The following is a 25,495-nucleotide window of genomic DNA, read 5'->3' as shown; positions in this document are numbered from 1 at the left end:
CACGCAGAGTGCAAAGGGATCATCGATGCTGATGGAAATTCTGAGATCGGCTCAGCTATTTGCCCGTCGCTTTGGCGTTGATTTCATTCCCTACAAGCCAGGATCGCATCCTATCGCCCGCAGGCGGCGTCTTATCGAACACCATCGAATAGACACAGTGCTGGATGTCGGAGCGAATATCGGACAGTTCGGATTGGAGCTACGTCGACAATTCGGATATCGAGGCCGCATCGTGTCGTTTGAGCCGCTCAGTGCCGCATACGCCAAGTTGCAGCGGGCAGCACTTGGAGACGTCGACTGGCAGGTATTGCAAATGGCATTGGGCGATGCTCAGGGCACTCAAACCATTCACGTGGCGGGCAACTCCGAGAGTAGTTCGATTCTGGAGATGCTGCAGCTGCATGAAGAGGCCGCACCGCATTCTCGCTACACCGGCGAGGAAACTATTCGGGTCGAAACGCTCGATACCATGTTCGATAAGACCTGTGGCAATGCGCGCAATATTTACCTCAAGGTTGATACGCAAGGCTACGAGGCTCAGGTCCTTCGAGGTGCGGTTCGCAGCCTGGAGCGAATCGATACGATACAAGTGGAGATGTCGTTGGCGCCGCTGTATGCGGGTCAGGTGCTGTTCGATGACCTGTATGCCGACCTTCGTCGCAAGGGGTACATGCTGGTCGGAGTCGAGAATAATTTTGGCAATGCCGAGACGGGGCAGCTGCTGCAGATCGACGGCATTTTCCGCCGTGAGTCAGCAGCGCAGTCGTGATGCCGCTGTTGAGCATCATCATCCCGACACTCGATGTAGACGTCGAATTGCGTCGCTGCGTGGACTCGGTGTGTCTGGCGATTCCCGACTCAGAAATGCGCGAGATCGTGCTCGTGCTGCCCAGCAGCAAAGCGGCCGACGCGGCCGAGCGGTTTCCAGATGCTCGCGTTGTCGCCGAGTCGCGGCCGAGTGTGTACTCGGCCATGAACGACGGAGTAGCTGCCAGTACGGGACGCTACCTCTACTTTCTGGGCAAGGACGACATCCTTCTGCCCGCGGTGCATCGAGTTTTAAGTTTGTTGGCGGCCGAGTCACCTTCGGCCGTGTTCTCCGATGTTTATTGGGGTTCGAAGGGGCGCCATCGGGCTCGACCCAGCCGCTTCCAGATCCTGGTCTTCAACGTCTGCCATCAGGGAATTGTTTATTCGCGCGAGGCAATCACCACGCACGGTCCCTTCATGCGTCGCTTTCGCACACATGCCGACCATCTACTGAACATTCGTCTGTTGTGGGATCCGAATCTGCGACGGCGTGTTCGATATCTAGCGGTTCCAATTGCTTGGTACGCCGCCACGGGGTTGTCATCCCGTACCTTCGACGTTAATTTTGTCCGGGCGCAGCCAGCAATCATTGGGCGGTACCTGGGGCCGATCGCAGCAGCACTTTGGCAACCATTCAAATGGTTCCGACTTCGATGGCACAGGAGCGATTAATCCGTGAATCTTGTCGTCCTCGCGCGCCATCTGCGCATACAGCCTTTCCCTGCCGATACTGAGGAAGGCCGAGCGGCTGAGCGCTATCGGCGAGTCTCGTGGACCATGTTGGCGCACGCAGCGAGCAGTGCCGCCAGCATGCTCGTCATGGTGCTATCCGTTAGTTGGACAGTCCCCTATCTCGGCGCAGAGCGTTTTGGCGCATGGATGACCATTGCCAGCTTGGCCGCAGTGTTGAGCTTCCTCGACCTGGGGGTCGGTAATGGCCTGACCAACCGCATCGCGCGTGCTGCGTCCGAGCCTGGTGCCAATAAACTTTCGCAGGCCGTCAGCGGCGGACTCGGAGTGCTGGCTATCCTCTCCTTCGCGCTGCTGCTGCTGCTGAGCTTCGCTGCATGGCTGCTGCCGTGGCAGGTGTTGATCAAGACTACCTCGGACGCACTGGTCGATGAAATCCGCATCAGTGTGTTGATGTTTGCAGGTTTGTTTGCTGCATCCATCTTCACCAATGGCGTGCTGCGGGTCTACCATGGTCTGCAGCGAGGCTTTGAGGTCTTCGCCACCTGCGTGCCCTGCACCTTTGTCGGGCTGCTGCTGCTGTACATCGCGACGCGCTATCACGCTGGCATGCCAGTGCTCCTCCTATGCAGCATGGTGGGGGGCATGTTGCCGGGAATCTGGCTGTGGATTCAACTGGGCCGCAAAGGATTGTTTCGCATTGCCGGCTGGATGCATTCAACCAAAATTGAGAAAGCGAAGCTGTTGCGCGTCAGTCTGCTTTTCTTCGTCCTGCAGATCGGCACTGCGTTTGGGTGGGGAATGGACAGCTTGATCATATCCAGCACGCTGGGTGCGTCCGCCGTTGCCGCCTTCACGCTGGTTCAGCACATGTACCTGTTCGCTACCCAGCCAATACTCATCTTGAATAGCCCACTGTGGCCCGCATACGCAGATGCCAATGCACGAAATGACCGGGCGTTTATCCGCAAGACGCTTGGGTCGGCAGCCCAGTTGACGCTCGCATATTCCGCCACGTCGGTGGGAGTCTTGGCCTTCGTGAGCGCTCCCTTGCTGCGGTATTGGACGGACGGTCAGGTTGTCCCGTCGGCCAACCTAGTTTATGCCCTTGGTACGTGGACCATTGCGGCGGCGATGGCTAGTTGCCTGGCGATGTTTATGAATGGCATGGGCATACTCCGGCCACAGGCCGTTGCAGTTCTAATCATCGTTGCTGTCGGCGTTCCCTTGAAATTTCTTGTGGTTCGAACGGCGGGCATCGAAGCCATGGTCTATGTCTTCACTGCATTCTTTGTCGTCACACTTGGCACACTGTATGGCGTCTTGTATCGTTCTCAGATCGAGAGGCAGTTAGGACTCACCTTCTCGAAAAGCGACCGCCAATGAACATCTGGATTCTTCTGAAATTCGCCAAGCGCTGGCTCGCAAAGCGGCAACATCGCCACTATCTCGTTGGGACGCACCGTATCACGCTGCCACCTGGGCACAGGCTGGACGAATACCAGCAGGCATTTCTCAACTACGATCGAAAATTGCCCGTCATTGCCAGACTGGTCGACAGCAAGTATTCAGGCATGGTGACATTGGACATCGGCGCCAACATTGGCGATTCAGCCGTCGCAATCCGATCGACCGTAAGCGGCCCCATCCTGTGCGTGGAAGGCAATTCGGCGTTCTTGCCATATCTGCATGCCAACCTTTTACCGTTGCCCGGCATTAACCGAGTGATTCCAACTTTTATCCGTCCGTCGGGGGCCGACGACGTGGATTTCGAAGTACTAACCACTGGAGGTACGGCGCATCTGATGCCGAGGCGGATGGCTATGCGTGAACATCGCACCAGTCGCATGACCACGGTGCAGGAAATATTGGAAAAGAATGCCGATCTTGGGCCCGTCAAGCTCCTCAAGACAGACACGGACGGTTTCGACTTTGCCATCTTGCTCGGGGCGCTGGACAGCTTGGCCTTGGACATGCCGATCCTGTTCTTCGAATTTGACCCGCTCATCGGGAATTCGAACCCCTCGGACGCCGTCGCAGCAGTCGAAGGCTTGGGTGGTATAGGTTATCGCTCGGTCGTCGTGTATGACAACTATGGCAACTATCTGATGGGTAGCGACCTCACTCGCGCCCTGGCGCAAGACTTGGTCGCCAATGTGATGCAGCGCCACCGCGCAGGCGGCGGAGCCGTCTACTTCGACTTCTGCTGCTTCTCGATCGCAGATGCGGACATTTTCCAGGCTCTGGTCCAGTATGAACGTGAGGGGATCAGGGCGTCATGAAGATCGCATTTGATCATCAGATCTTCAGTATTCAGTCGTTCGGAGGCGTTTCCCGGTATGCCGTTCGTCTGGCGGAGTATCTTGGACGACACGGCCACGACGCGAGGATTTTTGCCCCATTGCACATCAACCAGTTTCTAGATGATTTTTCTGCCCAGCGCGGCAGCATCCGCGTACCGTTTTTCCCGCCTGAGGCAGCCCCGTTGCTGCTTGCGACCAATAGGACAATACTCAAACTGCGAAACCGCCAAACTTGGCGACCCGACGTCGTGCACGAAACCTACTACACAGATCGCCCCGTGAACTTGGGCGGCACCAAGGTGGTGGTCACCGTGCACGACATGATCCACGAACGAATGCCCGAGTGCTTCCGTCTGCAGGACGGGACCACACGACGTAAGAAAAGTTCGACCCGCAGGGCCGATCACCTGATCGCGGTTTCGAAGTCAGCGAAAAATGATCTATGCGACCTGTTCGACGTGTCGCCGGACAAGGTGAGCGTCGTTCACCATGGCTTCGACCCACTCCCGTACCCGAATCGCACCGTCGCGACGGAGACGGGCCGGCCGTTCCTGTTGTATGTGGGGCAGCGCCATGGCTACAAGAATTTTGGAGCCCTACTGCGCGCTGTCGGCTCTCGTCCAGCACTGCGGTCAGCGTATGACATCCTGGCCTTCGGCGGCCGACCTCTCGGTCGAGAGGAAAGGAGTGCAGCCGTCAACGCGGGCGTGCGCGTGGATGGTCTGCACCATCTGGGCGGCGACGACGCGGTGCTGGCAGCTTGCTACCGTTCTGCGGCAGCCTTCGTGTATCCCTCACTTTACGAAGGTTTCGGTCTTCCCCCCTTGGAGGCGATGTCATGCGAGTGCCCTGTCGTCTCCAGCAACACTGGTTCACTACCCGAAGTCATCGGTGATGCTGCTGAATTCTTCGATCCGAACGACACGGACTCGATTGCGCACGCGGTTGACACCGTCTTGTCAGACCAGGATCGGCGACGCCAACTTGTCCAATTTGGACTGCGGCGGCTGCAGTTTTTCTCCTGGGACAAGTGCGCACGGGAAACGTCAGCTGCTTACGATTTCGCGCTGGCCCTTCGGTAATCATCTCGACCAGTAAGCGCTTCCGATGCTGCGCGCGCGATGCGCGACACCTTCATTTCCGTGATCATCGTGTCCCGCGACGCGGGCGTTGTATTGGAACGCACGCTGCGCAGCGCTTTCCGGTCGAAGTCAGCCGATCGGCGTGCCCCGGATGCTGCGCATGTACTGCTTGCAGCAGTGGTACGGCCTGACCGACGAGGCACTGGAAGATGCCCTGTACGACAGCCTGTCACTGCGCGACTTCGTGGGGATCGACCTGTTGCGCGAATCGGTGCCGGACGCCACCACGCTGCTCAAGTTCAGACGCCTGCTGCTGGACAACGACCTCACCAAGGCGCTGTTCGCGGAGATCAACGCACATCTGGCCGGACAGGGACTTCTGATGCGCGCGGGCACCATCGTGGACGCCACCATCGTTGCGGCACCGAGCTCGACCAAGAACGCCGAAGACAAACGCGACCCGGAAATGCATCAGATGAGCATGCGGCCTTCGGGGACGCTGGCTACCTGGGCGCACAAGCGAGCCGAAGCGAAGGGCCTTACCTGGCACGTGGCTATGCTTCGGGGCAAGCGGCGCAAACTCAATGAATTCATGGAGCCCCAGTTCCTGGCCGAGCGTGCGGAGAAAATGAAGGCGAGCATCCGCGCGAAGGTCGAGCATCCGTTCCATGTGGTCAAGAACCTGTTTCGTCACAGGAAGGCTCGCTACAAGGCGATGGCCGAGAACCCGGCACAGCCGTTGAGCCTGTTTGGCCTGTTTGGCCTGGCCAATCTGGTCATCGCCAAAAGGGCACTGTTGGATTCCCACGCCCGAGGTGCGTCTTGAATGGCGGAAGCGGCCCCGAAAGTGGTCAAAACCTTGCCTGTGCATGCTCAAAGTCGTTACATCGGGCAATCTTGAGTGCGCATCGCATTGCGATGCGCATAGTTCATGGTGTTCCTAGATTTGACTTTCAGTTGAGTGCGCCGTTGGGCCGCACCTTACCAACAGCCGCTACTCGTCAGTGGACTGCCGCCGCTGTCAAGGTTGGTCTGAGCGCCTGACTGGTCGACTTGGAATGAATAACATTTTGTGTCTGCCACCTGGGACGAAGTCGGAGTAGCTGTGGCTACAAAACCTGCCGGCGTCGCAGAAAATGTCGCGCTCAAGGTGTAGTAGCTCTGTCCACTGACGTTCACACTGATGGGAAATGCGGAACTACCACCGTAACCAAGTGCGGTAGGAAGATTTGTGTAGGCATTGTTAACGCTGAAATACCTCTCCTGCCGACTTGCAAGATCCAGCACTGCATTCCTAGCGTCGGCGCGACGCGATTTCAAAACGTACTGGTTGTATGAGGGATATGCAATACCTGCAAGTATTCCGACAACAGCCACGACGATCATTAATTCGATGAGCGTAAAGCCGCTTGCGCCTTTCAAGGCGCAGTTGCGGCGGTGACTGAAGTTACGCATCAGATTCATCTGTATTCCTTTTGACACTTTCTCGGAAGTCATGATCAGCGCAGCTTGATCCACGTCACCCGTCCGCCTTTGCTATTGGCGCCGGGATTGACTTGAGTGACCGATCCGACGCCGCTGACCGTCTGATTGACGAGATATTTCTTGGTCGCAGTTGTCACGAACGATGGCGAACCCACTGCGCTTAATCCCACACCACTCAATACCAATCCGTTGGTGGTGACGTAATTGTTGCTGGCGTCTGCGAAGTAAGACGATGTCGCAGCCGCGCCAGTGTCTGCAGTAATCGCCATGGTGTAGCCGGAAGCTGGCTGCGAACCACAGGTCAGCGCCTGCGTGGCGCCGGGGATGGCGGTGTTGACTACGAACATCCCGTCCGAAAGAACCGGGTTGTAGACGACTTGCTCATTGGTACCGGGCAGCGCGAGCTTCCAGCCGAACTGGGTATTGCCGCCCGCACAGGTGGTGGCGCCTTTCCAGCAGATTGGATATTGCGTCACGGTCCGGACGCCCGAGATGCCACCGGAGGTGTAGGCGAGGGTCGCAGTAGTCTGTGTTTGCAATACGCCGGCGTTGACAGTTTGCGGCGCAGTCAGGCTGCTGTATTGAACACCGCTGAGCGAATTCCAGCTGGCCATGTCCCAGTCCCAGATGCCGAATATGTATTGGGTGCCGCTGACGGGAGTCGCAGCCGCAGTCTGTGTTTGCGGAAAGATCTGGCCGGTCCCAAAACCTACGATGACCCGTGCCGTGCCTGAAGACGTGGCTGCGGTATTGACCGTCGCGCGCGTGGTGATGGGAAGTCCACCAGTGTTGAAGATCGGCGTCGATCGCGCTGACCAGCTGCCCCCGGTTGCGCCGGTCACATCGAAGCGCCACATATTGCCGAGCACGTCGCCGGCGTACAGATAGTCCGTGATGTGGTCGCCATCGAGGTCGGCGGAGGCGACGTAGGCGATGCCGTTGCGCGCGGTAGCGGTGCCCACACCGGTGTCGAGGTAGCGAAAGCTCTTCGCACCGGTGGTCTGGTCGACCGTCATTACAAACACGCCCGCCTTGCCGCTCTTGCTGTTGAGGCCGTTGCCAAAAATAACAGCCCAATTGCCGTCGTGCAGACGGCGGATGATGGGGGTTCCGAAAGTACTTCCGAGGTTGTCGCGGCAAAAGGTGCTGGCGGTGTCGGTCGGGCAGGTCAGGCTCGCAGAGGTGGAAGTCCAGTCGCCGATGACCAGGCTGGCGGCATTCGCCTCGCTGAAATTTGTCGGGTTGGTGACGTCGAGGACGTAAAGGCCGCCGGTTGCCACCGTGGTGTTATCGCCAATGACGCCACCGGCATTGCCGCCGTCGCCCAGGCCACCTGCGAGCCAGGTGTGCCAGCCTCCCTGATAGTAGAGATCGCCCGTGCCGGGCGTGGCATCCACGAAGGCGTTGTGGCTGTACTGGGGCGAGGAGTAGTCGAGCGAGGCGGCTGTGGGTGGGGTGGCGTGGATGGTGTTGAGGACCTGCGCCGGCATGTATGCCAGTAGCTCATTGCCATCGTTGGCCGCGGCTGTGTTGAAGTTACCGCTCGAGTCGTAGGCACCGGCTCGGAACCCGTGCAGCAGGCCGTCGTTGGCGCCTGCGTACACCACGTTGGTCCGCGTCGCATTGCTCGTCGCGTAGGCGCCGTAGCTCGATCCCTCTGGCATGCTCGTGGTCGGGCGGAGCGCGTCTTTCCAGATGCCTTTGTAGGGCAGGTTGGGTGCTCCGACCCATGTCGGGCTGCTACTGACGATGTCGCCAAGCACGCTGTTTCGCGCGCGGAAAGGACCCCCGGGCGTGCCACCTACTTCTTGGGTTCGATCGCCTCGAAGATAGTCAAGGCGCGTCGAGCTGGTGGCAGTTGTTCCAGCCGTCGGGTCCAGTGCACTTTTCTGCGCGGCGGAGAGACCGAGCCACAGCAGCGGAATGCCTGCGCTGCCGTTCCAGGTCAGAACGTTGCGTGACGAGGATCCCTGCACCGGGGTGCTGGCAGCACCCGTGGCACTGCAGGCGCCGCCGGTGAGCACGCAACTCGCGTCCCAATTCGCGACGGGGTTGATCGACACCGTCGACGTCGTTGCGTCTTCGACAAGATTTTGCGCAGTCAGTTGGCCCCACCAGTTCACCGGGTGGTAATAGGCAAGGTAGACCTGCGTGCCGACTTGCACCTTGGCCGATTGCTGGATATTGATGCCCGCCGAGCTCGCAGCCGCGTTGATCTGCGCTGCCTTGAAGCACATGATTTCATGCACGTTGTTGGAGCCGCCCGTGCCTGCAGAGAACCCGAATCTAAAAGACGAGGGTAGCGGGCCGTTCGAAGCGGTGATGGACTGGTTTGTCATTACGTTCTGCGCAATGCCACCGTTGACGCTGTAAGAGAGACTGAGCAGCCCGTCTTGCGTAAGCTTCAGCCCGTACGTGATGGGGGTCGCGTTGCCTCGAAGGGGCATGTTCATTCCCTGCTGATTGGACAGGCTGAACCCCGCGGGCAAATTGGAGCCAAGCAAGAACGGGTAGTTGTATGCGAGCTTGATCGTCGTGTCGCTCTTGTTGTTGACGTTGCCGATCTTGTTGCCGCTGTAGTTCCAGATCGTTCCCGTCCTACAGGTGTTTTGCACCGCAGACTGCTGGTCGCTTGCGTTGAGGGTGGTGGGGTAATAGGCGCTGGTAGCCGGCATCGTGGACAGCGATGCGAACGCTGTTGAGCCGGCGCCGCGCAGACTGATTCGGCCCGCCTGGAAGCCGGGTCCGCTGCTCGTGTTGTCGTATGAATTTGAAAAGTTGCCGTATTCGTCGATGCCTAAACCGATATAGGCCCCGACGACGCCGTTGTACGCACCGTTCACGTTGGAGCAGCTGTAGCCCAAGCTACCGCCCAGGCCGCCGACCGAGGGCGCCTGGCTGCCGTCAGAGAGAAAGAAACTGATGCCATCCGCACCGGTGCCGCCGTCGCCGCCGTAAGTAGCGGTGGTGAAGGTGACCTGAAGTCCCTGCGTGGTGGGAAAGGTGAAGTTGGACACGACGGCACCAGTCTGGTTGTCGCCATTCCCACCTCCGTTTTGGACGTCACCGTTGGTCAAGCGCAAGGCGCCGCTCCCGGCCAGATCCGGCATTCTTCCGCTTACGCCGCCAACTTGCGTCCTGCCGTTGTAGTAAGCCAACCCATTGCACGCAGGAATAGCCGGAACAGTCGCAGGTGGCGTAAACGAATTGTTTCCTGCCGTCAGGCAAGCGCCGTTCAGGCTCTTCCAGTTATAGGACGACGATGTTCCTGTGAGCGTGTCGCTGATCACGAGTTGCGCCTGGGCACTGAACGACAGTGCGTTCAATGCAGACAGGGCCAGAACGAGGCGGAATTGTTTTGAGGTCATCGTGGGCTCCTTGAACTACGGCTGACCGATGTCAGTCACGCTGAACTTCATTGCATAGGTACTTTGAACGACACTGGCCGTCGCGGTGGTGCCGCCGTAGCCGGCGCCGGTCACTTGGTAAAGCATGGTCTTGCCGTCCGGAGCAAGGCCGAGGTAGGACACATAGACGCTTGGCATGGTGGCGTAATTGATGTCGTTGGCAATCCCGGTGCTACCGGTATTGAGGCCGCCGCCGCTCTGCACCGTCATGCTCGGCGGCTGGTAGTTGCCTCGTACGGCCCAGGGCAGCGTGCTGGACGTGACGATGCTCATCGGCACGTTGCAGATTTTCATGGCGGTCTGATCGTTGGCGCTGAACACGCCGCTGCAGGCCAGCCCGCCACCGCCACTGCCGCGGGCAATCCACCATTCGCCGTATTGGAGTGCGCTTTCGGCCGCTTGGAGCGAGCGCTGCTTTTCGAGCGTGTTGCCGGCAATTTTTTCTTGCAGACCAAAACTGCGATACATGCTTACCGCCAACAGAGCAACGATCACCAGAATCAACAGTGAGGTGATGAGCGCGATACCTCGTTGCAAACGAGGCCGGTGTTGAGGTTGGCGTGTCACGGGTTGTTCTTGAAATTGATGCTCTGGACGATGCCGGGGCCGGTCAGGAGCACGGGCGCGCTCGGCGTGGAGGTGAGCGTGTTCAGAAATCTGAGCGTGATCTGTGCGGTATGTACCCGTGCCCACAGGCCGGCAGCAGCAACGCCCGAGCCGGGCATGTAGGTGTCGGTGCTGTTATTGGCGTCGCCGTCGGTGTCGACCCCATAGACGATGCTCATTTTTCCGACGTTGCTGGCAAGAGCGACCGGCGTTCCCGTGCCGACGGTGCAAGTGAGTTCGTTGCTCGCATTGATGGAAAAGCTGTTGATCCACACCTGCTTCACCCCGGATGTCGCGGGGTTGGTCTGACCCTGGCAGTTCATCAAACCGTCGCCACTGGCTGTCTGGTATTGCACAGCAATGGTGTCGCTGCCCGTGCCTGTGCCTAAAGTGTTGCCAGCACCAACCACGCCTTGGCCTGCTGCCAGCGCTGCGACGGTGCCGCTGGGCCAGGTAACGCTGGCCGCTGGCAGTGAAGTGATGGCGGTGCTGCTGACCGGGTCGGAGAAATATCCGGCCGATTGAATCGTCGTGGTCAGCATGGTCAACGCGAGGCGCTCGCTGTCCTGGAGCTGCGCCAATTCGTCTTGCGCCACGAAGGTGGCCTTCATGTTGACGTAGATCGCGACGATGGCCGCCAGCATGAAAAGCGCAATCGTCAGCGAGATCATCAGCTCGATCAACGTGAAGCCTGCCTGGCGCATGCGACGGCCTCCAGACGGTGTTGAAGCAACAGAGTTCATGGTTCGACGTGGAGCGTGTAGGTTCGGGTGCCCGCGGTGGAGGCACTGCTGGACGCGGTGTTCTGGTTGGACGACACGTACTTCTCGGTCCAGGAAACAGTGACTGTGCAACTGATGGGTGTGCTTGCCGATATCGTGCAAGTCCCTGCCGACGTGTAGGTGGGGAAAAGGCTTGCCATGCTGGTGGCCCACAACTGCAGGTCGTAGGCTGCGAGTTGTGCGGGGGTGCAGAGCGGGGCCGAAGGCAAGGTAGCGGCAAGGCAAACTGGAGGTGTCGCGCTCAGTACGCCGGTGGCGTCGGTGACCGTGGATCCTGATGTGCTGAACGCGGCCGGGGCGACTCCGCCCGCCCAGTAGGTCCTGTTTCCATGCATCGCCGCAGCGAGGCTCGCGCTCTGGAGTGCAATCATCGAACGACTGCTGGCAACTTGCGTGCTTGAGATTGCCAGTGCCTGCATCTTGGCGAAGCCCAGCAGGCCGACTGTCACCACGAGGACGGCAATCATCACTTCGATAAGTGTGAAGCCTTGCTGTCGACGATAAAGCGTTTGGCTTCGATTCATTGACATGTGCCTCCGTTGGCCGATTGGACTTGCTGCCGCCCCACCAAATTGACTGCGATGCAGCGAGTCGCGGCCGCGTTCAGCGGAGTGGTGTGCACTGTCAAGGTCACCGTGCCGGTGAAAGACATTGCGAATCCGTCGCGGCTGTACGAAATGGCCGAGGTGTTGCCGCTTGCAGTGAACGTGTCTGTTCCGGCCAAAGCGGGTTGTTTCCTGAGAATGGTCTCGGTCGAGTCGTGGACCTGGTTACCGTTCGCGTCTGCAAACACAAGCCATCCAGTCTTCCAGTTGCCGCCGGATGCACAGGTCGATCCGTCCGACGACGCGCAGATCGTGACGGTCTGCCCTTCCTTGATCGCCTCCGAACGGGCGAACTGCAAATCGCCGACGAAGCCATTGACTTCCCCGGACACGCGATTTCGTTGAGTCAGGTCGACGAAAGAGGGCACTGCGACCACCGCCAAGATGGCGATCACGGCAAGAACCACGAGCAACTCGATGGCGGTCATTCCCTTTTCAGCCCGCTGTATTGGCGCGCTCGAACGCAGACACGTCCGGGCGCGTCCAAGCGCCACCATGAGGGGTTTTACAAGGGCAAACCCTCTAAGAGACGGGCTTTGCAAATTAGAGACAGTTAAGTGCATAACGGTTACAGAATGTCAGTAAACGTTAAAACAAGCAAAACCGTTCGCCCGGCCAAAACTGCCACTCGTCTTGTTGTGCCCGGAGCCGCACTGCCGTCTCTGCTGCTCTCTCTCCGTGATATCCGCTCTTTCTCTGGCGCTACCCCGCCACAAAACTCCCCGACTTCCCCCCGTGCTTCTCCAGCACATGCACATCGGTAATCGTCATTCCGCGGTCGACCGCCTTCACCATGTCGTAGATGGTCAGCAGTGCGACCTGAACAGCGGTCAGCGCTTCCATCTCGACACCCGTCGGCCCGACTGTCTCGACGGTCGCCTTGCACGCTACCTGCGGCACCCCACCTTTGACGATGGCAAAGGCAATCGACACATGCGTCAGCGCCAGTGGGTGGCAAAGCGGAATGAGGTCGCTGGTTTTCTTGGCGGCCTGGATGCCGGCGATGCGCGCCACGCCGAGCACGTCGCCCTTCTTGGCGGTGCCGGATTCGATGAGCGCCAGCGTGGCGGCCTGCATCACGATGCGGCCACTCGCGACGGCTATGCGATGCGTGGCGGGTTTGGCCGCGACATCGACCATGTGGGCATGGCCCTGGGCGTCAAAATGGGTGAGTGAACTCATGGGGTGAACGATCGGCAGAAGGCCGCATCATACGAGCCCGGCCCAGGAAAGACCGATGCCAAGCCTGACTGCAAATTCGAGATCGAAGCCTGTACTTCATGCGCTGTGCGCTGCCGTTTTGATAGCGGCGCAAGCCTTGATGCCGCCTGTTGCGCGCGCGCAGTTGTTGCCCGGCATGGGAGATGGCGGCGAGATGACAGCCAGTGCCGAGCGCCGACTCGGCGACCAGATCGCGCGCGAGATCTACCGCGACACCGACTACATCGACGACCCGGTCATCGTCGAATACGTGCAGGACATCTGGCAGCGTTTGCTGGCCGCAGCGCGGGTGCGTGGCGAGCTCACGCCCGAGCTCGACGAGCGCTTTGCCTGGCAGATCTTTCTGGGCCGCGACAGCACCATCAATGCCTTTGCGTTGCCCGGTGGATATCTCGGGCTCAACCTCGGTCTGGTCGCCATCATCGGCAGCCGGGACGAGCTTGCGACCGTGCTCGGCCACGAGCTGTCGCACGTCACGCAGCGCCACATCGCACGCATCATGTCGCGCGATGCCAAGCAGATGCCGCTCATGATCGCGGCCATGGTGATCGGCATGCTCGCCGCCATGAAGGCCCGCAATGGTGACGCCGGCAACGCGATGCTGATGGGCAGCCAGGCGTATGCGATGCAAAGCCAGCTCGCCTTTTCTCGAGAAATGGAGCGCGAGGCCGACCGTGTCGGCTTCGGTGTGATGACGCAAGCCGGCTACGACCCGCGCGGCGCCGAGGCGATGTTCGAAAAACTGCAGTTCGCCGCCCGACTGAACGACAACGCCTCGTACCCGTATCTGCGCAGTCATCCGATGGACACCGAGCGCATCGCCGACATGCAGGGTCGCTTTCAGTTTCGCGACATGAATGCCGCGACCGCTTCGACCGGCGCGATGTCGACGCGCGCGGCGTCCGTGCCGATGACGCCGGGCTTGCCGCTCGTCATGGACCACGCAATGATCTCGGCCCGCGCTCGCGTGTTGACGCGGCCAGGCGTCGACGTGTTGCGCCAATGGGTCGAAGCCGGTTCCGGCAGCGACTTCACCAAGAGCACGCCGGCGCAACAAGCCGGCCTGCTCTATGCCGCGGCGTTTTCGGCCAATGAGTTGAAGGACTTCAAGGCGTCACGCGCATTGAGCGATCGTCTGGTTACGCGCACGGCCGGCGATGCATCGGCATCACGTCTCGCCCGCTTGCTCGCTATTGAAATCGAACTCGACGCCGGCAACCCCGCCAAGGCCGCTTCTCTGCTCAACGCCAAGGCCAAAGACCGACCTGAGATGCTGCTCGCCGTACAGGCCGCCGTCGCCACGCGCAACCCGGCGCCGATGGTGCCTGTGCTGCGCGACTACACCGCACTGCAACCGCGTGATGCCACGGCCTGGCGTGCGCTGTCGAGCCTCTACAACGCACAGGACGACCCGGTTCGGGCGATCCGCGCCGATGCCGAAGCCAACGTCGCCAACCTCGACTACGCCGGCGCTCGCGACCGCTACAAGGCTGCGCAGGAGTTGTCGCGCAACCTGTCGGCGCGCGGCGCACCCAACGCGGTGGACCACTACGAGGCGTCGATCATGGACACGCGCGCACGCGCCGTCGATGCGCTGGTCAAGCATCAGGCAGAAGAGCCTCCGCTGAAGTAGGCGGCCCGGTGGGCCCGGTTCAGCGCTTGGAGAAGAGTCCGCCGAGCGCCGCTTCGATCACCAGCCCGAGCAACGAGTAGATCAGCGAGCCGAGCAGCGCGGCGCCAAAGCCGTTGACGTGAAAGCCGCCGAACAACCCGGACGCGGCCCAGAACATCAACGCGTTGATGACGAACAGAAAGAGGCCGAGCGTGACGATCGTCACCGGCAGCGTGAGCACCACCAGCACCGGCCGCACCACCATGTTGAGCAGGCCGATGACAGCCGCCGCAATGAGCGCCGAGCCGAAGCTCGTCACCTGCACGCCGTTGTAGAGATAAGCCACTGCCAGCAGCGCGATCGCGCTGAGCAGCCATTTCAGGATGAGTCGCATGCGGTCAGGATACCGCAGCGACCGGGGTTGTCACTCGCTTGAAATCAATCGCTCAATTCGCCAGCGATGACCAGCAGCGCGCCCATGCCCACTACCGCGCCGGGCAGCGCCCAGCCCGGTGCTGCAGGCGGCTTCTGGCCGGGCGCGACGGGCTCCAGATCGACCCCGATCTTGGGCCGGCGTGCGTCCACTACCGTGGCCATGCCGTGGGTCCGCCGAAGATGCTGCGTCATCTCGGTCAGCGAGCCGCCGGCCAGCATCGGCGTGACCTGGTCGCCGGCCGCTTCGAGCAACGGCACCAGTTGCGCCTGCACCTTGGCGAACCATTTGCCGCGCCAGTTTTCACGCGCACTGTGGCTCACCCATTTGCTGATGCGGTGCGTCATGCGCGGTGCGCAGGCGATCACGATCCAGTGCCTGGGTTCGAAAGCCGCGCGAGCGTCGACGCCCAAGGTGCCCGGCACGGACGATGCGCTCTCATCGTCCAGCGCCACCGGCACACCGGGTGCCAATTTGGCAAGGTGCTCGCGGGCATAAACCGCGTCGTCCACGTACAGGATGATCGTTTCCATGGTGTTGCTCCTTCGTTGAAAAGCTGACGAATGCGACTTCAAATGTTCAAGGACGCTCTGGGTGCGGCGTCTTGTCTTGTGGTTGTTGTTCGGGCGCCTCGCCTTTGGTGGAACGTTTCGCAGAAGGCTTGCGCGTCGCGAGCCAGGCCGCGCCGAGCACCAGGGCGACGCAGGCGGCTTCGACTGCGTAGCGCAATGCGGTGGCGGGCGCCTCACGCGTGCCGAAGACGTCGGCGAGGAACGGTTCCGCAACGATCATCTTGGCGGCGGTGTACGCGAGCACTGCCGCGCCGATGTACGTGATCGACGGATAGCGCTCGACCAGTTTCAGCACCAAAGTGCTGCCGAACACCACGATCGGAATGCTGATCACCAGGCCGATGACGACCAGGCCGAACTCGCCGTGCGCCGCGCCGGCCACGCCGAGCACGTTGTCGATGCCCATCAGCGCATCGGCCACCACGATGGTCTTCATCGCGCCCCAGAAGGTGGACGCGCCAGCCCCGTGTTCCTGTTCGCCGCTTGAGTCGGCAATGAGCTTGTAGGCGATCCACAGCAGGCCGACACCGCCGACCAGCATCAACCCCGGCACCTTCAGCAGCCACACCACGCCGATGGTCATGGCCGAGCGCAGCACGATGGCGCCGACGGTCCCCCAGACGATGGCCTTCTTCTGCAACTTGGGTGGCAACCGGCGTGCCGCCAGCGCGATGACGATCGCGTTGTCGCCGGCGAGCACCAGGTCGATGACGATGATCGCCAGCAGGGCTGACCACCAAGGGGCTGAAAGAAACTCCATGTGCGAGGCACTCCGATCTGTTTTTCGTTCTACTGGTCCGGTGCCGCGTGGGCCGGAACGTTTGAATGAAAGACCGGGTGTGCCGGGGGCTTGCAAACGACGCTTCGACCAACCTGACAACAGGTTCAATCGAAGGTCTTGCTCGACATCGCGCACTGCTCTGATGCACTGCGCGTTGCCCGACAGGCCGGAAGCATGAGGCTCCGTATTGACGACCTGTCGATATCCGCTGCAGTAGATGCAACGGGCGGGAGCTACTCCCCTTCGTGGGCAGATTAGAACATCGGCCTTCGACGGCTGACAACCCCAAAAATCATTGCGCTTAAAAGAATCGATGGCAGAAGCCGCGCTGCCACTGGCATCAGCGCTATCAATTTAAGAGCAAACAAACCCATGACAACACTTGGGACATTGCCCGTCTATGATGAGTTTCACTCTTCAGCTCGCTGTTTTCTTCCCGTTTGTTTTTCGTATGGCCGCCATTCACATCACCGACATCGAGGCCGCCATCAACTTCTGGCGCGAGAAAAAGCCTTCCCCCGACGGCATCACACTGGCGCCTGAAATTCGCGACCTGGCAGAGGTCTACGCGCTCATGGTCTATCACCATGAAGACTATGTCGACGAGGTCGGCTTCCCGAAAGATGCGTGGGCAGCATGGCTTGCTTGGTACGAGACGACGCCCGACACGCCATGCATCGCGATCTGCTCCACGAGTCAGGGAGACGATGAGTGCAAGGGCTGTGGTCGCACCTTCGGCGAGGTGCAACACTGGCCCGCGATGACACCGGCTGGCAAGCGCGAGACCTGGCGCCGCATCACGATGGAAGACACGGCCTGGCGCTTCAACAAGTACGCCGAGCGGGCGCGTGAAGCGGAGCAAGTGTGGCCCGATGACGTCACCGACACCAAGCCACCGGGCTGACCATGCGCCGACTCGCGCAAGCACCCAACCTCGCGATCGCGACGCTCTGGGCGCACGCGCTTCGCGAAGACGGCATTGGCGCGACGGTGCAGCGCGAGTACCTCGGTGCGGCCGCTGGCCAGTTGCCGCCCGACCAGTGCCTGCCTGAAATATGGATCGACGACGCGACGCAGCTCGAAACTGCCGAGCGCTTGCTGCACGAGTTGAAGAACCGGCCGCAACGCCGATGGGTGTGCGAGTGCGGTGAGCTGGTCGAAGGCGGCTTCGAGCAATGCTGGCACTGCGGCCGGATGATGCCGGCCTGAACTCTTGCTGCGGCGCTGCGGCTGGCTCTACTTGAGCCGAATCAGCTCGATGTCGATGCTCTTCACGCCATCGCCCAGCATCAACGTGCCTTCCTGAATCGTCGCCTGCAATTGCATGCTGCGCTGCGCCAGTGCAGCGACAGCCTGCGACGTCTCGCTCGGCACGCGCCACACCTGCAAATTCTGCGGGCGCGTCAGCTTGGTTTCGATGCCCTTCCACCAGATGCCGGCCGCATGGCTGAAGCAATACAACAGCACCTCGTCTGCCTTGCCGCAAGCCTTGATGAGCGGCTTTTCTTCAGGCTGACCGACCTCGATCCACACGCGCGTGCGCCCGGTGAAATCGCGCAGCGACACATCCGGATCGTCCGGGTTCGACAGCCCCGCGCCAAAGGCCAGCACGCCATCGCCATCGCACACGCTCTGCAGCTTGTAGGCGTTGAGCGCCAGCGCGATGAGCCGAATCATCATCCGCTCGTCGTTCTCGCTCGGATGCCGCGCCAGCGTGAGTTGATGGTCCGCGTAGTAGCTGTGGTCGATGTCGGCGACCGCGAGGTTCGCTTTGAAGATGGTGGATTTGAGTGCCATCAGGCGCGCTTCGCCAGCTCTGCTGCCTTGCCGATGTAGCTCGCAGGCGTCATCGCCAGCAGCCGCTCTTTTTCCGTCTCGGGAATCTCCAGCGAGCGGATCAATCCGTGCAGCGCTTCAGACGTCACCGTCTTGCCGCGCGTCACTTCTTTCAACTGTTCGTAAGCGCCCTGCACGCCGAAGCGGCGCATCACCGTCTGGATCGGTTCGGCCAGCACTTCCCATGATGCGTCCAGGTCGTCGGCGAGCGCTTCTTCGTTCAGCTCCAGTTTGCCCAGGCCGGTCGACAGGCTCGAGTACGCAAGCACCGCATAGCCGAAAGCCACGCCGACGTTGCGCAGCACGGTGCTGTCGGTGAGGTCGCGTTGCCAGCGGCTGATCGGCAGCTTCTCGCTCATGTGGCGCAACAGGGCGTTGGCGAGGCCGAGATTGCCTTCCGCGTTTTCGAAGTCGATCGGGTTGACCTTGTGCGGCATGGTGGATGAGCCGATCTCGCCCTTCTTCAGCCGCTGTTTGAAATAGCCGAGGCTCACGTAGCCCCAGATGTCACGCGAAAAGTCGATGAGGATGGTGTCGGCACGCGCCACGGCGTCGAACAACTCGGCCATGTAGTCGTGCGGTTCGATCTGGATGCTGTAGGGCTGAAACGTCAGGCCCAGGCCGAGGGGTGCCGGCGTCTCGACGACCTTGCGGCTGAACGCCTCCCAATCGAAATCGGGCCACGCCGCCATGTGCGCGTTGTAGTTTCCGACAGCGCCGTTCATCTTGCCGAGCAGGTCGACCTTGGCGATCTGCTCGCGGGCCTTGGCCAGGCGCACCGCGACGTTGGCGATCTCCTTGCCGACGGTGGTCGGGCTCGCCGTCTGGCCGTGCGTGCGCGCCAGCATGGAGACGTCTGCGAACTGGTGGGCCATGTCGCGCAGCTTGGCGATGAGCCCGTCGATGGCGGGCAGCACGACGACGTCGCGCGCGGCCTGAATCTGCAGCGCATGGCTGGTGTTGTTGATGTCTTCGCTGGTGCAGGCGAAGTGCACGAACTCCGCGGCGGCGAGCAGCTCCGGCCGCGCCTCGAACTTGGACTTGATCCAGTACTCGACGGCTTTCACGTCGTGGTTGGTGACCTTTTCGATCTCCTTGATCGCGAGCGCATCGGCTTCGCTGAAATGCGAGACGAGGCCGAGCAAATACTTGCGTGCGCCGCCGGTGAGCGGCTTGAACTCGACGAAGCCGCAGTCCGAGAGCGCGATGAACCATGCCACCTCGACTTGCACGCGACGGTGCATGTAGCCCTGCTCGCTCATCAACGGGCGGAGCGCCGAGAGTCGCGACGCGTAGCGGCCATCGAGGGGGGAAAGAGCGGAAACGGTAGAGAAGGCCATGGGTCAATTTTAGGCGGCGGAGACCGGGGCCGAAACGGCCGCAGCGGCTCTTACTTCTGCGCGGCGTTTTTGAAGAACTCGATGCGCTGTGCGGTCGCTGGATGCGACGAGAACGCCAGCCCGATCGCATCGTCACCGGCCGTGCTGCCGCTTTCGCCCTTCTTGCCGTTTCGATCTGCGCGCCAACGTTCGAGCGCCTCGAAGAAAGTCGCCATGGCGCGCGGCGAGATGCCGCTGGCGCGCATCAGCCGCACGGATTCTGCATCGGCTTCGCGCTCCAGGTCGCGCGAATAGCCGAGCGTGGCCAGCAACACGGGCGCGCTGCCGATCAGCGTGCCGTAGTCGCCGAAAGCGATCGACACCGCGAAGCCCACCGCCGACGCCTGCACCAGTTGCCGCATCGCGTGGCGCCGCAGCACATGGCCAAACTCGTGTCCAAGCACGCCGAGCACGGCATCGTCGTCGTCCGGCATGAGCTCGACCAGCGCGTCGGTCAGCACGATGGTGCCGCCCGGCAGCGCCAGTGCGTTGGGCCCGAAGCGCGGATCGCGGGCGCTGCGGAACTCGAGCCGCACCTCGGGCGCGCCATCGGGATGGGTGCGTTGGACCATCCGCGCGAAGCCGTCGCGGATGCGCTGCTGGGCGTCGGGCGCCAAGGTCGTCGGCTTCAGCAAGCTGTCGTCGAGCGAAGCCAGCACCTGCTGCCCGACCAGCGCGTCGACACTGCGCGGCACGGTCGCCGTCACGCCCGCGGCCACCCAGGGCAAGCCCCATTGGTACATCGCGGCGACGGCGCCGAAGAGCAGCACCAGCGCGACTGCGACGCTGCGCCAGGTTTGCTGCGCGCGCACCACCCAGCTGTCGCTTCGATGGTGGCGGCCGACCCAGTCGTCCCAGGCACCCACGTCGAGCGCTTGCAGGCTCGCGCCGTCGGGCAGCTGCGCGAGGCGTCCCCCATGGCGGGTGCGCTCGGGCCAGCGGACCGCGCTGAGGGGCACGGACAGCGGCGCGAACGCGCCCTCTTCGGTGGGCGTGATGAGAAGCATGCGTTCGCGCGTTTGCAGCAGCGCGGCGTGCGGCCGGCTGTGGACGCCGTCGAAGAAGCGCGCCGACAGCGCGTCGTGTGGAGCCTCGCTCACCGAAGGCTCACAACCCGATGTCCATGCCGAAGAGATCCGCAGCCATGTCACCCGCCGCCGTCGGGTTTTCACGCGCCGCGGTCTGCGTGATGTCGTCGAGCGCAATGCGCGTTTCAAGCACCACGGCTTCCAGTTGCGCGCGCCGCGTGCCGATCACCGCGAACGGCCAGTACAGGCCCAGCGTCAAAAAGATCAGCAGATAGTTCTTGAACTGCAATGGCAGATAGCGCTTGAGCTTCAATTGGCTGTCGAAGCGCATGAGGTCGTTGCCGGTGGTCGACCACAGCAGGTTCTGCAGGCGCACTTGCAGGTACGACTTGGGCAGCACGTTGAGCAAGAAGACGCCGCCGATGCCGAGCACGAACGACAGGATGATGAAGGTCGCGCCCAGGCCGCCGCCGCTCTTGCGGCTCGCATAGCCGGTGAACGCGAAGATGGCCACGACGCCGAGCAGTGCAACCACCGCGACGAACCCCAGGCCCATCAACTTGATGAAGATGCCGTAGAGCACGCCCACGTCGGCGCTGAGGCGCGTTTGCAGGCCGCCGATTGCGTAGTGGTTGTGCTGGTAGCGCTTCAGGCGCCAGAGAAAGTAAGGCAGGCCGAGAAAGAAGATCGTCATACCGATGCCCACCAGCGATGTCGCCAACACGGGCAAGGTGCCCGGCTTGATGCTGTCGGTCGGGCCAGCCAATGCACCCGCCAGCGCCACGGGCAACAGTGCGAGCGCAAGTGGCGGCAGCATCGCCGCATAGGCGCCGCGCGTGCTGCCGGCAAAGTGAAAGCGCAGCCCGCGCCAACTGGTGTTGGCGAGCCGGAAGCGCATCGATGCGCGGAACAGCGCCGGCCACAGCAAGACGAACGCCAGCGCCGCGAACAACGCCGCCCAGCCAGAGAAATTGCTGCCGACCGAGTAGACGATCAGGAAGGCGGCGGCAATGAGCGTGCCGCGCAGCATCTTGACCGGCTGGCCATGAAAGTCGAGCGCGTCGCCGCCGACCCAGGTGTTGCTGTAGAAATATTTGAGCTTGCGCACTTTGGCCCATGGCAGGTAGAGCCCGAGCGTCACGACGATCAACAGCAGGTTGACGATCCAGATGCGGAAATACTCGCTGCCGCTCGCCGTGAATTCGATCGGATGGCGGTGCGGTGGCCCGCTTTCCGGCCGCGCGTCGATCTGCATGTCTGTGCCCATGATCCTTCTCCCTGCGTTGTTAGTGCCCGACATTTTGCCCTGCACCGTCCCCTAGAATGAGGTCGAAACTACACGTCACCCGAGGGAGAGAGTCCACATGAAATTGATCGGATCTGCTGCCAGCCCCTATGTGCGCAAGGTGCGCGTGGTGCTGGCTGAAAAGCGACTCGAATACCAATTCGTGATCGAAGACGTCTGGGCGGCCGACAGCACCATCTCGACGTCCAACCCGCTCGGCAAAGTGCCTTGCCTGATCATGGATGGCAGCGAGGCCATGTTCGATTCGCGCGTGATCGTCGAGTATCTCGACACGCTGTCGCCGGTCGGCAAGCTCATTCCGGCGCAAAGCCGCGAACGGGCCGAAGTCAAAACCTGGGAAGCGCTGGCCGACGGCGTCATGGACGCCGGCATCGCGTGGCGGCTCGAAGCCACCTGGGCGAACCGTGCCGACACCGAGCGCAGTCAGGCGTGGATGGACCGCCAGAGCGTCAAGATCGAGAACGGCATTGCCGCCATGGCCAAGGGCTTGGGCGACAAGCCTTTTTGCAGCGGCATTCACCTGAGCCTGTCGGACATCGCGGTCGGTTGCGCGCTGGGCTGGCTCACCTATCGCTTTCCGGAGATCGATTGGCGCGCCAATCATGGGAACCTCGCGAAGCTCCACGACAAGTTGATGTTGCGTCCGAGTTTTGCCGACACCCAGCCCTGAAGGCACATCGCACTGCACCAATGAAAACGGCACCCGAGGGTGCCGTTTTTCTTTCGTACAAAAATGTTGCGAGGTGCCCCGACGCGAAGAAGGGAGGGAGGGAGGAGGAGAAGAATCGCCTCGGGATTTCAACCGAACGACAAGCATTCGGAAGACCTCGCAACATGAAAACTGACGGACTTTCTCTGGCGCCCGAGCCAGTTATGAGAGCCTTGCGCGCCAGCCAGTTCCCGGTGTCTTCGTAAACATTTGTGAAGTCGAAATGCGGCGCGCCAAGCTCAGGTCGGCCTAATCTGCGCCGAGCTGCTTCTCGAGTTCGCGAACGAAGCTGCGGTCTTCCGGCGCGGTCATGCTCGAGTACGCGTCGACCACTTTGCCGTCTCTGCCGATCAGGTATTTATAGAAGTTCCATTTCGGCGTGGTGCCCGAAATTTTGGCAAGTTGTTTGAAAAGCGGGTTGGCCTCACTGCCGCGAACCGAGCTTTTCGAGAACATCGGAAATTTCACTCCGAAGGTACTTTCGCAAAAGTCGGCGATCTCTTTGTTCGAGCCCGATTCCTGCGAGAAGTCATTCGATGGGAAGCCCAACACCACCAACCCGCGCGACCGGTACTTGGTATCGAGCGCTTCGAGGCCCTTGTACTGCGGCGTGAATCCGCAGAAGCTCGCCGTGTTGACGATCAGCACGACCTTGCCGCTGTACTGGCACAGCGACTGGGGTTTTTCGTCTTGCAGCCGGGGGAACGTGTAGTTCAGTATGGCGGGGCATGTGCCGGCGCCGGATGGTGCGGCGCCAGCCCCAGGGGCCGTAGACGGAGCACTCTGAGCGCGTGCCATCTGCGCAAACAGGGCGAGAGACACTACACAGGTGAGGGCGAACGCGAGCGTTGGCGCAGAACGAAAAGCAGATTTCAAGACGGTAATTCGCATGGGGAATCTCCTGCAAATAGAAGGGGCGCATCTGTTCGAGAAAGATGCGCGTATACACATCATCGCGCGGTTGTCACAGGCGTGCTGAACGTGCCTATTAAAATCTGCCCGCCTTAGAAAGATTTGAATGCTCTACCCGGAACTTTTCAGACAACTCGAATCCGTCCGTTGGGACATGGAGCGGGATATTCCGTGGCAGTCATTCGACGCGACCAAGCTCACCGAAGAGCAGGCTCAGACGATCAAGATGAATGCCATTACCGAGTGGGCGGCGCTGCCGGCCACTGAAATGTTTTTGCGCGACAACCGGCACGACAGTGATTTTTCGGCATTCATGTCGATCTGGTTTTTCGAGGAGCAAAAGCATTCATTGGTGCTGATGGAATACCTCAAGCGCTTCAGCCCCCAGCACGCGCCGACCGAGCAGGAGCTGCACGACGTGCGCTTCGATTTCGATCCGGCGCCGCCGCTCGAAACCCTCATGCTGCATTTCTGCGGCGAGATTCGCCTCAACCATTGGTATCGCCGCGCCGCCGAATGGCATACCGAGCCGGTCATCAAGCACATCTACACCACGTTGAGCCAGGACGAAGCGCGCCACGGCGGCGCCTACCTGCGCTACATGAAGCGTGCGATGGAAAAGTTCGGCGACGAAGCGCGTGCCGCTTTCACCAAGGTCGGCGTGTTGATGGCCAGCGCGCGCCGCACGGCCCAGGCGCTGCACCCTACCAACCTGCACGTGAGCAAGGCGCACTTTCCGCGCGACACCATCCAGAGCCGCATGCCCGATCCGGACTGGCTCGAGCATTGGCTCGACAACCAGATCAAGTTCGATGCGGTGTGGGAGAGCAAGGTCGGCGAGCGCATCCTGCACAACCTGAGCCTGCTGATGAACCGCAGCTTCAAGACCGTGCAGGAGCTGAACCGCTACCGCAAGGAGCTGGCGGCGACGATCGCTCCGAAGACGGTTTACCAAGGCGCTTGAAACAGGGCGCCTGGTTCAGCGCCGCTCGACGACGATCGGCGCCAGTTGCAGGCCGTTTCGCACTTGCTCCGCCGTGCTGCGAGCGATGTCCCGCGAGGCGTAGGGCCCCGCCTGAACGCGATGGGTGTTGCCCTCGCTGAACACATTGAGGTTGGCCGCGAGTTGCGGCATCGCCGTCGTCATCCTCTGCTGAAAAGCGATAGCGCCATCGCGCTGGCTGAAGGCACCGAGCTGCACCCAGAAGCCCGCGGTCGACATGCCGGGTGGCGCGTCGGCGGTCTGAGCGATCGGCCCGGTCGGTGCACTTGAAGCTAACGGCGCCAGCGGTTGCATCATCGGCAGCTCTGCGACTTCAGCCCGGGGCGAAGAAACCACCGGCGACGTGAAAACCGCGGGCACGTCGACGCTCCGCCATGTTCCCGCCTGAATCTCCTGGTTCGTGATTCGCTCGATCTCGACCGGCGCCACGCCGCGCAGCAAGTCCAGCTTGGCCGCCGCCGCATAGCTGAGGTCGATCACCCGGTCGTCGTGGAACGGGCCGCGGTCGTTCACCCGCACGATCGCCTCGCGTCCGTTGGCCGGGTTGCGCACGCGCACGTAGCTCGGCAGCGGCAGCGTCTTGTGCGCGGCCGTCATGGCGTACATGTCGTAGGGTTCGCCGCTGGCGGTCGACTGGCTGTGGAACTTGCTGCCGTACCACGAGGCCAGTCCTGTTTCCTTGAAAGGTCGGTCGTCGGCAATCGGCACATACGAACGGCCGAGCACCGTGTAGGGCTTGCTGGTGCCATTGGTGCCATTGGTGCCACGGATGGTTTCGACGCGGGGTTCGGCGTCGGGCGTGCGCGACAGTCCTGAAGGAGGATTCGACGGCGCGCCATCGCGACCACCGCGCGGTCCGCTGGCGCAGCCGGCGAGCAGCACGGCCGCGGCCATCGCCACAGCAACCGCCGAGACGGTCGACGACCGCGCCAT

General features: G+C 61.5%; 26 protein-coding genes and 1 pseudogene. 11 read left to right on the top strand and 16 right to left on the bottom strand.

The annotated features are described in order from the left end of the window. The first annotated feature begins 25 nt into the window (after positions 1-25). From H7F36_RS04960 to H7F36_RS04935, 6 genes and pseudogenes are all read left to right on the top strand, one after another. Positions 26-769, top strand: coding sequence for an FkbM family methyltransferase (locus H7F36_RS04960; protein WP_222620434.1), 744 nt, complete (start codon positions 26-28; stop codon positions 767-769). A gap of 8 nt (positions 770-777) precedes the next feature. Then, positions 778-1,482, top strand: coding sequence for a glycosyltransferase (locus tag H7F36_RS04955; protein ID WP_187053633.1), 705 nt, complete (start codon positions 778-780; stop codon positions 1,480-1,482). Between the two features lie 3 nt (positions 1,483-1,485). Next, positions 1,486-2,886, top strand: a complete 1,401-nt coding sequence (locus H7F36_RS04950; RefSeq protein WP_187053632.1) for a lipopolysaccharide biosynthesis protein — start codon at positions 1,486-1,488, stop codon at positions 2,884-2,886. Continuing rightward, entirely contained in the window at positions 2,883-3,782 is a 900-nt protein-coding gene (locus H7F36_RS04945; protein ID WP_187053631.1) for an FkbM family methyltransferase, read from the top strand. Before H7F36_RS04950 ends, H7F36_RS04945 begins: the two co-directional genes overlap by 4 nt. Beyond that, positions 3,779-4,885, top strand: coding sequence for a glycosyltransferase family 4 protein (locus H7F36_RS04940; protein ID WP_187053630.1), 1,107 nt, complete (start codon positions 3,779-3,781; stop codon positions 4,883-4,885). Before H7F36_RS04945 ends, H7F36_RS04940 begins: the two co-directional genes overlap by 4 nt. A 133-nt stretch (positions 4,886-5,018) precedes the next feature. Continuing rightward, positions 5,019-5,711: pseudogene (locus H7F36_RS04935) on the top strand (transposase); the annotation flags it as partial. A gap of 155 nt (positions 5,712-5,866) precedes the next feature. Here the strand turns inward: H7F36_RS04935 and H7F36_RS04930 are convergent. The 7 genes from H7F36_RS04930 to moaC form a co-directional block, all read right to left on the bottom strand. Then, a complete protein-coding gene (locus H7F36_RS04930) occupies positions 5,867-6,403 on the bottom strand; it encodes a type IV pilin protein (RefSeq protein WP_315971444.1) in 537 nt (178 codons plus the stop codon). After that, positions 6,385-9,738, bottom strand: coding sequence for a pilus assembly protein (locus tag H7F36_RS04925; protein ID WP_187053629.1), 3,354 nt, complete (start codon positions 9,736-9,738; stop codon positions 6,385-6,387). Before H7F36_RS04925 ends, H7F36_RS04930 begins: the two co-directional genes overlap by 19 nt. 15 nt (positions 9,739-9,753) lie before the next feature. Then, positions 9,754-10,344, bottom strand: coding sequence for a PilX N-terminal domain-containing pilus assembly protein (locus H7F36_RS04920; RefSeq protein WP_187053628.1), 591 nt, complete (start codon positions 10,342-10,344; stop codon positions 9,754-9,756). Next, complete coding sequence (locus tag H7F36_RS04915) at positions 10,341-11,087, bottom strand: prepilin-type N-terminal cleavage/methylation domain-containing protein (protein WP_187054804.1); 747 nt, start codon at positions 11,085-11,087, stop codon at positions 10,341-10,343. The genes H7F36_RS04920 and H7F36_RS04915 overlap by 4 nt, the downstream gene beginning before the upstream one ends. 35 nt (positions 11,088-11,122) lie before the next feature. Beyond that, a complete protein-coding gene (pilV, locus tag H7F36_RS04910; RefSeq protein ID WP_187053627.1) occupies positions 11,123-11,689 on the bottom strand; it encodes a type IV pilus modification protein PilV in 567 nt (188 codons plus the stop codon). Then, positions 11,686-12,198 (bottom strand): GspH/FimT family pseudopilin, encoded by a 513-nt coding sequence (locus H7F36_RS04905; protein ID WP_261802502.1) that lies wholly within the window; start codon positions 12,196-12,198, stop codon positions 11,686-11,688. Before H7F36_RS04905 ends, pilV begins: the two co-directional genes overlap by 4 nt. A gap of 274 nt (positions 12,199-12,472) precedes the next feature. Further along, the gene (gene moaC / locus H7F36_RS04900) at positions 12,473-12,952 is read right to left on the bottom strand and encodes a cyclic pyranopterin monophosphate synthase MoaC (RefSeq protein WP_187053625.1); all 480 of its coding nucleotides are present in this window, start codon (positions 12,950-12,952) and stop codon (positions 12,473-12,475) included. 139 nt (positions 12,953-13,091) lie between these two features. Between moaC and H7F36_RS04895 the strand changes: the two genes are divergently transcribed. Beyond that, positions 13,092-14,624: a M48 family metalloprotease gene (locus H7F36_RS04895; protein WP_410003081.1), complete on the top strand. Its 1,533-nt coding sequence runs from the start codon at positions 13,092-13,094 to the stop codon at positions 14,622-14,624. Between the two features lie 19 nt (positions 14,625-14,643). On the opposite strand, the gene H7F36_RS04890 is transcribed toward H7F36_RS04895, so the two are convergent. The 3 genes from H7F36_RS04890 to H7F36_RS04880 are packed head-to-tail and all read right to left on the bottom strand — an operon-like array spanning position 14,644 to position 16,368. Continuing rightward, positions 14,644-14,997 (bottom strand): phage holin family protein, encoded by a 354-nt coding sequence (locus tag H7F36_RS04890; RefSeq protein ID WP_187053623.1) that lies wholly within the window; start codon positions 14,995-14,997, stop codon positions 14,644-14,646. A gap of 44 nt (positions 14,998-15,041) precedes the next feature. Beyond that, positions 15,042-15,569 carry a hypothetical protein gene (locus H7F36_RS04885; protein ID WP_187053622.1) on the bottom strand — a complete coding sequence of 176 codons (528 nt, stop codon included), beginning with the start codon at positions 15,567-15,569 and terminating at the stop codon, positions 15,042-15,044. Between the two features lie 46 nt (positions 15,570-15,615). Beyond that, positions 15,616-16,368 (bottom strand): TerC family protein, encoded by a 753-nt coding sequence (locus tag H7F36_RS04880; RefSeq protein ID WP_187053621.1) that lies wholly within the window; start codon positions 16,366-16,368, stop codon positions 15,616-15,618. A gap of 472 nt (positions 16,369-16,840) precedes the next feature. On the opposite strand from H7F36_RS04880, the gene H7F36_RS04875 reads away from it, so the two are divergent. Beyond that, the gene (locus tag H7F36_RS04875) at positions 16,841-17,293 is read left to right on the top strand and encodes a DUF3717 domain-containing protein (RefSeq protein WP_187053620.1); all 453 of its coding nucleotides are present in this window, start codon (positions 16,841-16,843) and stop codon (positions 17,291-17,293) included. Between the two features lie 2 nt (positions 17,294-17,295). Continuing rightward, positions 17,296-17,598, top strand: coding sequence for a putative signal transducing protein (locus tag H7F36_RS04870; protein ID WP_187053619.1), 303 nt, complete (start codon positions 17,296-17,298; stop codon positions 17,596-17,598). A gap of 27 nt (positions 17,599-17,625) precedes the next feature. On the opposite strand, the gene H7F36_RS04865 is transcribed toward H7F36_RS04870, so the two are convergent. The 4 genes from H7F36_RS04865 to H7F36_RS04850 are packed head-to-tail and all read right to left on the bottom strand — an operon-like array spanning position 17,626 to position 21,899. Beyond that, on the bottom strand, positions 17,626-18,186 hold the full coding sequence (locus tag H7F36_RS04865) for a YaeQ family protein (protein WP_187053618.1): 561 nt from the start codon (positions 18,184-18,186) through the stop codon (positions 17,626-17,628). After that, a complete protein-coding gene (purB, locus tag H7F36_RS04860; RefSeq protein WP_187053617.1) occupies positions 18,186-19,565 on the bottom strand; it encodes an adenylosuccinate lyase in 1,380 nt (459 codons plus the stop codon). The genes H7F36_RS04865 and purB overlap by 1 nt, the downstream gene beginning before the upstream one ends. A 50-nt stretch (positions 19,566-19,615) precedes the next feature. Next, positions 19,616-20,704, bottom strand: coding sequence for a M48 family metallopeptidase (locus H7F36_RS04855; RefSeq protein WP_187053616.1), 1,089 nt, complete (start codon positions 20,702-20,704; stop codon positions 19,616-19,618). 7 nt (positions 20,705-20,711) lie between these two features. After that, positions 20,712-21,899 (bottom strand): YjgN family protein, encoded by a 1,188-nt coding sequence (locus H7F36_RS04850; RefSeq protein ID WP_187053615.1) that lies wholly within the window; start codon positions 21,897-21,899, stop codon positions 20,712-20,714. A gap of 97 nt (positions 21,900-21,996) precedes the next feature. On the opposite strand from H7F36_RS04850, the gene H7F36_RS04845 reads away from it, so the two are divergent. After that, positions 21,997-22,608 carry a glutathione S-transferase N-terminal domain-containing protein gene (locus H7F36_RS04845; protein ID WP_187053614.1) on the top strand — a complete coding sequence of 204 codons (612 nt, stop codon included), beginning with the start codon at positions 21,997-21,999 and terminating at the stop codon, positions 22,606-22,608. 288 nt (positions 22,609-22,896) lie between these two features. Here the strand turns inward: H7F36_RS04845 and H7F36_RS04840 are convergent, their stop codons facing one another. Beyond that, positions 22,897-23,538 (bottom strand): glutathione peroxidase, encoded by a 642-nt coding sequence (locus H7F36_RS04840; protein WP_261802501.1) that lies wholly within the window; start codon positions 23,536-23,538, stop codon positions 22,897-22,899. 127 nt (positions 23,539-23,665) lie between these two features. Between H7F36_RS04840 and H7F36_RS04835 the strand changes: the two genes are divergently transcribed. Beyond that, complete coding sequence (locus tag H7F36_RS04835) at positions 23,666-24,523, top strand: ferritin-like domain-containing protein (RefSeq protein WP_187053613.1); 858 nt, start codon at positions 23,666-23,668, stop codon at positions 24,521-24,523. A gap of 15 nt (positions 24,524-24,538) precedes the next feature. On the opposite strand, the gene H7F36_RS04830 is transcribed toward H7F36_RS04835, so the two are convergent. Then, on the bottom strand, positions 24,539-25,495 hold the full coding sequence (locus H7F36_RS04830) for a septal ring lytic transglycosylase RlpA family protein (protein WP_187053612.1): 957 nt from the start codon (positions 25,493-25,495) through the stop codon (positions 24,539-24,541).

This window comes from Variovorax sp. PAMC28562 (genome assembly GCF_014303735.1).
Lineage (GTDB): Bacteria > Pseudomonadota > Gammaproteobacteria > Burkholderiales > Burkholderiaceae_C > Variovorax.
This window is presented reverse-complemented; position numbering and strand designations above follow the sequence as displayed.

Coding starts and splice junctions, on each gene's coding strand:
- H7F36_RS04845 (WP_187053614.1), top strand. CDS start 21,997: ATGAAATTGATCGGATCTGCTGCCAGCCCCTATGTGCGCAAGGTGCGC.
- H7F36_RS04895 (WP_410003081.1), top strand. CDS start 13,092: ATGCCGCCTGTTGCGCGCGCGCAGTTGTTGCCCGGCATGGGAGATGGC.
- H7F36_RS04865 (WP_187053618.1), bottom strand. CDS start 18,186: ATGGCACTCAAATCCACCATCTTCAAAGCGAACCTCGCGGTCGCCGAC.
- H7F36_RS04890 (WP_187053623.1), bottom strand. CDS start 14,997: ATGCGACTCATCCTGAAATGGCTGCTCAGCGCGATCGCGCTGCTGGCA.
- H7F36_RS04830 (WP_187053612.1), bottom strand. CDS start 25,495: ATGGCGCGGTCGTCGACCGTCTCGGCGGTTGCTGTGGCGATGGCCGCG.
- H7F36_RS04875 (WP_187053620.1), top strand. CDS start 16,841: ATGGCCGCCATTCACATCACCGACATCGAGGCCGCCATCAACTTCTGG.
- H7F36_RS04885 (WP_187053622.1), bottom strand. CDS start 15,569: ATGGAAACGATCATCCTGTACGTGGACGACGCGGTTTATGCCCGCGAG.
- H7F36_RS04960 (WP_222620434.1), top strand. CDS start 26: ATGCTGATGGAAATTCTGAGATCGGCTCAGCTATTTGCCCGTCGCTTT.
- H7F36_RS04835 (WP_187053613.1), top strand. CDS start 23,666: ATGCTCTACCCGGAACTTTTCAGACAACTCGAATCCGTCCGTTGGGAC.
- H7F36_RS04870 (WP_187053619.1), top strand. CDS start 17,296: ATGCGCCGACTCGCGCAAGCACCCAACCTCGCGATCGCGACGCTCTGG.
- moaC (WP_187053625.1), bottom strand. CDS start 12,952: ATGAGTTCACTCACCCATTTTGACGCCCAGGGCCATGCCCACATGGTC.
- H7F36_RS04945 (WP_187053631.1), top strand. CDS start 2,883: ATGAACATCTGGATTCTTCTGAAATTCGCCAAGCGCTGGCTCGCAAAG.
- H7F36_RS04940 (WP_187053630.1), top strand. CDS start 3,779: ATGAAGATCGCATTTGATCATCAGATCTTCAGTATTCAGTCGTTCGGA.
- H7F36_RS04880 (WP_187053621.1), bottom strand. CDS start 16,368: ATGGAGTTTCTTTCAGCCCCTTGGTGGTCAGCCCTGCTGGCGATCATC.
- H7F36_RS04925 (WP_187053629.1), bottom strand. CDS start 9,738: ATGACCTCAAAACAATTCCGCCTCGTTCTGGCCCTGTCTGCATTGAAC.
- purB (WP_187053617.1), bottom strand. CDS start 19,565: ATGGCCTTCTCTACCGTTTCCGCTCTTTCCCCCCTCGATGGCCGCTAC.
- H7F36_RS04850 (WP_187053615.1), bottom strand. CDS start 21,899: ATGGGCACAGACATGCAGATCGACGCGCGGCCGGAAAGCGGGCCACCG.
- H7F36_RS04915 (WP_187054804.1), bottom strand. CDS start 11,087: ATGCGCCAGGCAGGCTTCACGTTGATCGAGCTGATGATCTCGCTGACG.
- pilV (WP_187053627.1), bottom strand. CDS start 11,689: ATGAATCGAAGCCAAACGCTTTATCGTCGACAGCAAGGCTTCACACTT.
- H7F36_RS04905 (WP_261802502.1), bottom strand. CDS start 12,198: ATGACCGCCATCGAGTTGCTCGTGGTTCTTGCCGTGATCGCCATCTTG.
- H7F36_RS04840 (WP_261802501.1), bottom strand. CDS start 23,538: ATGCGAATTACCGTCTTGAAATCTGCTTTTCGTTCTGCGCCAACGCTC.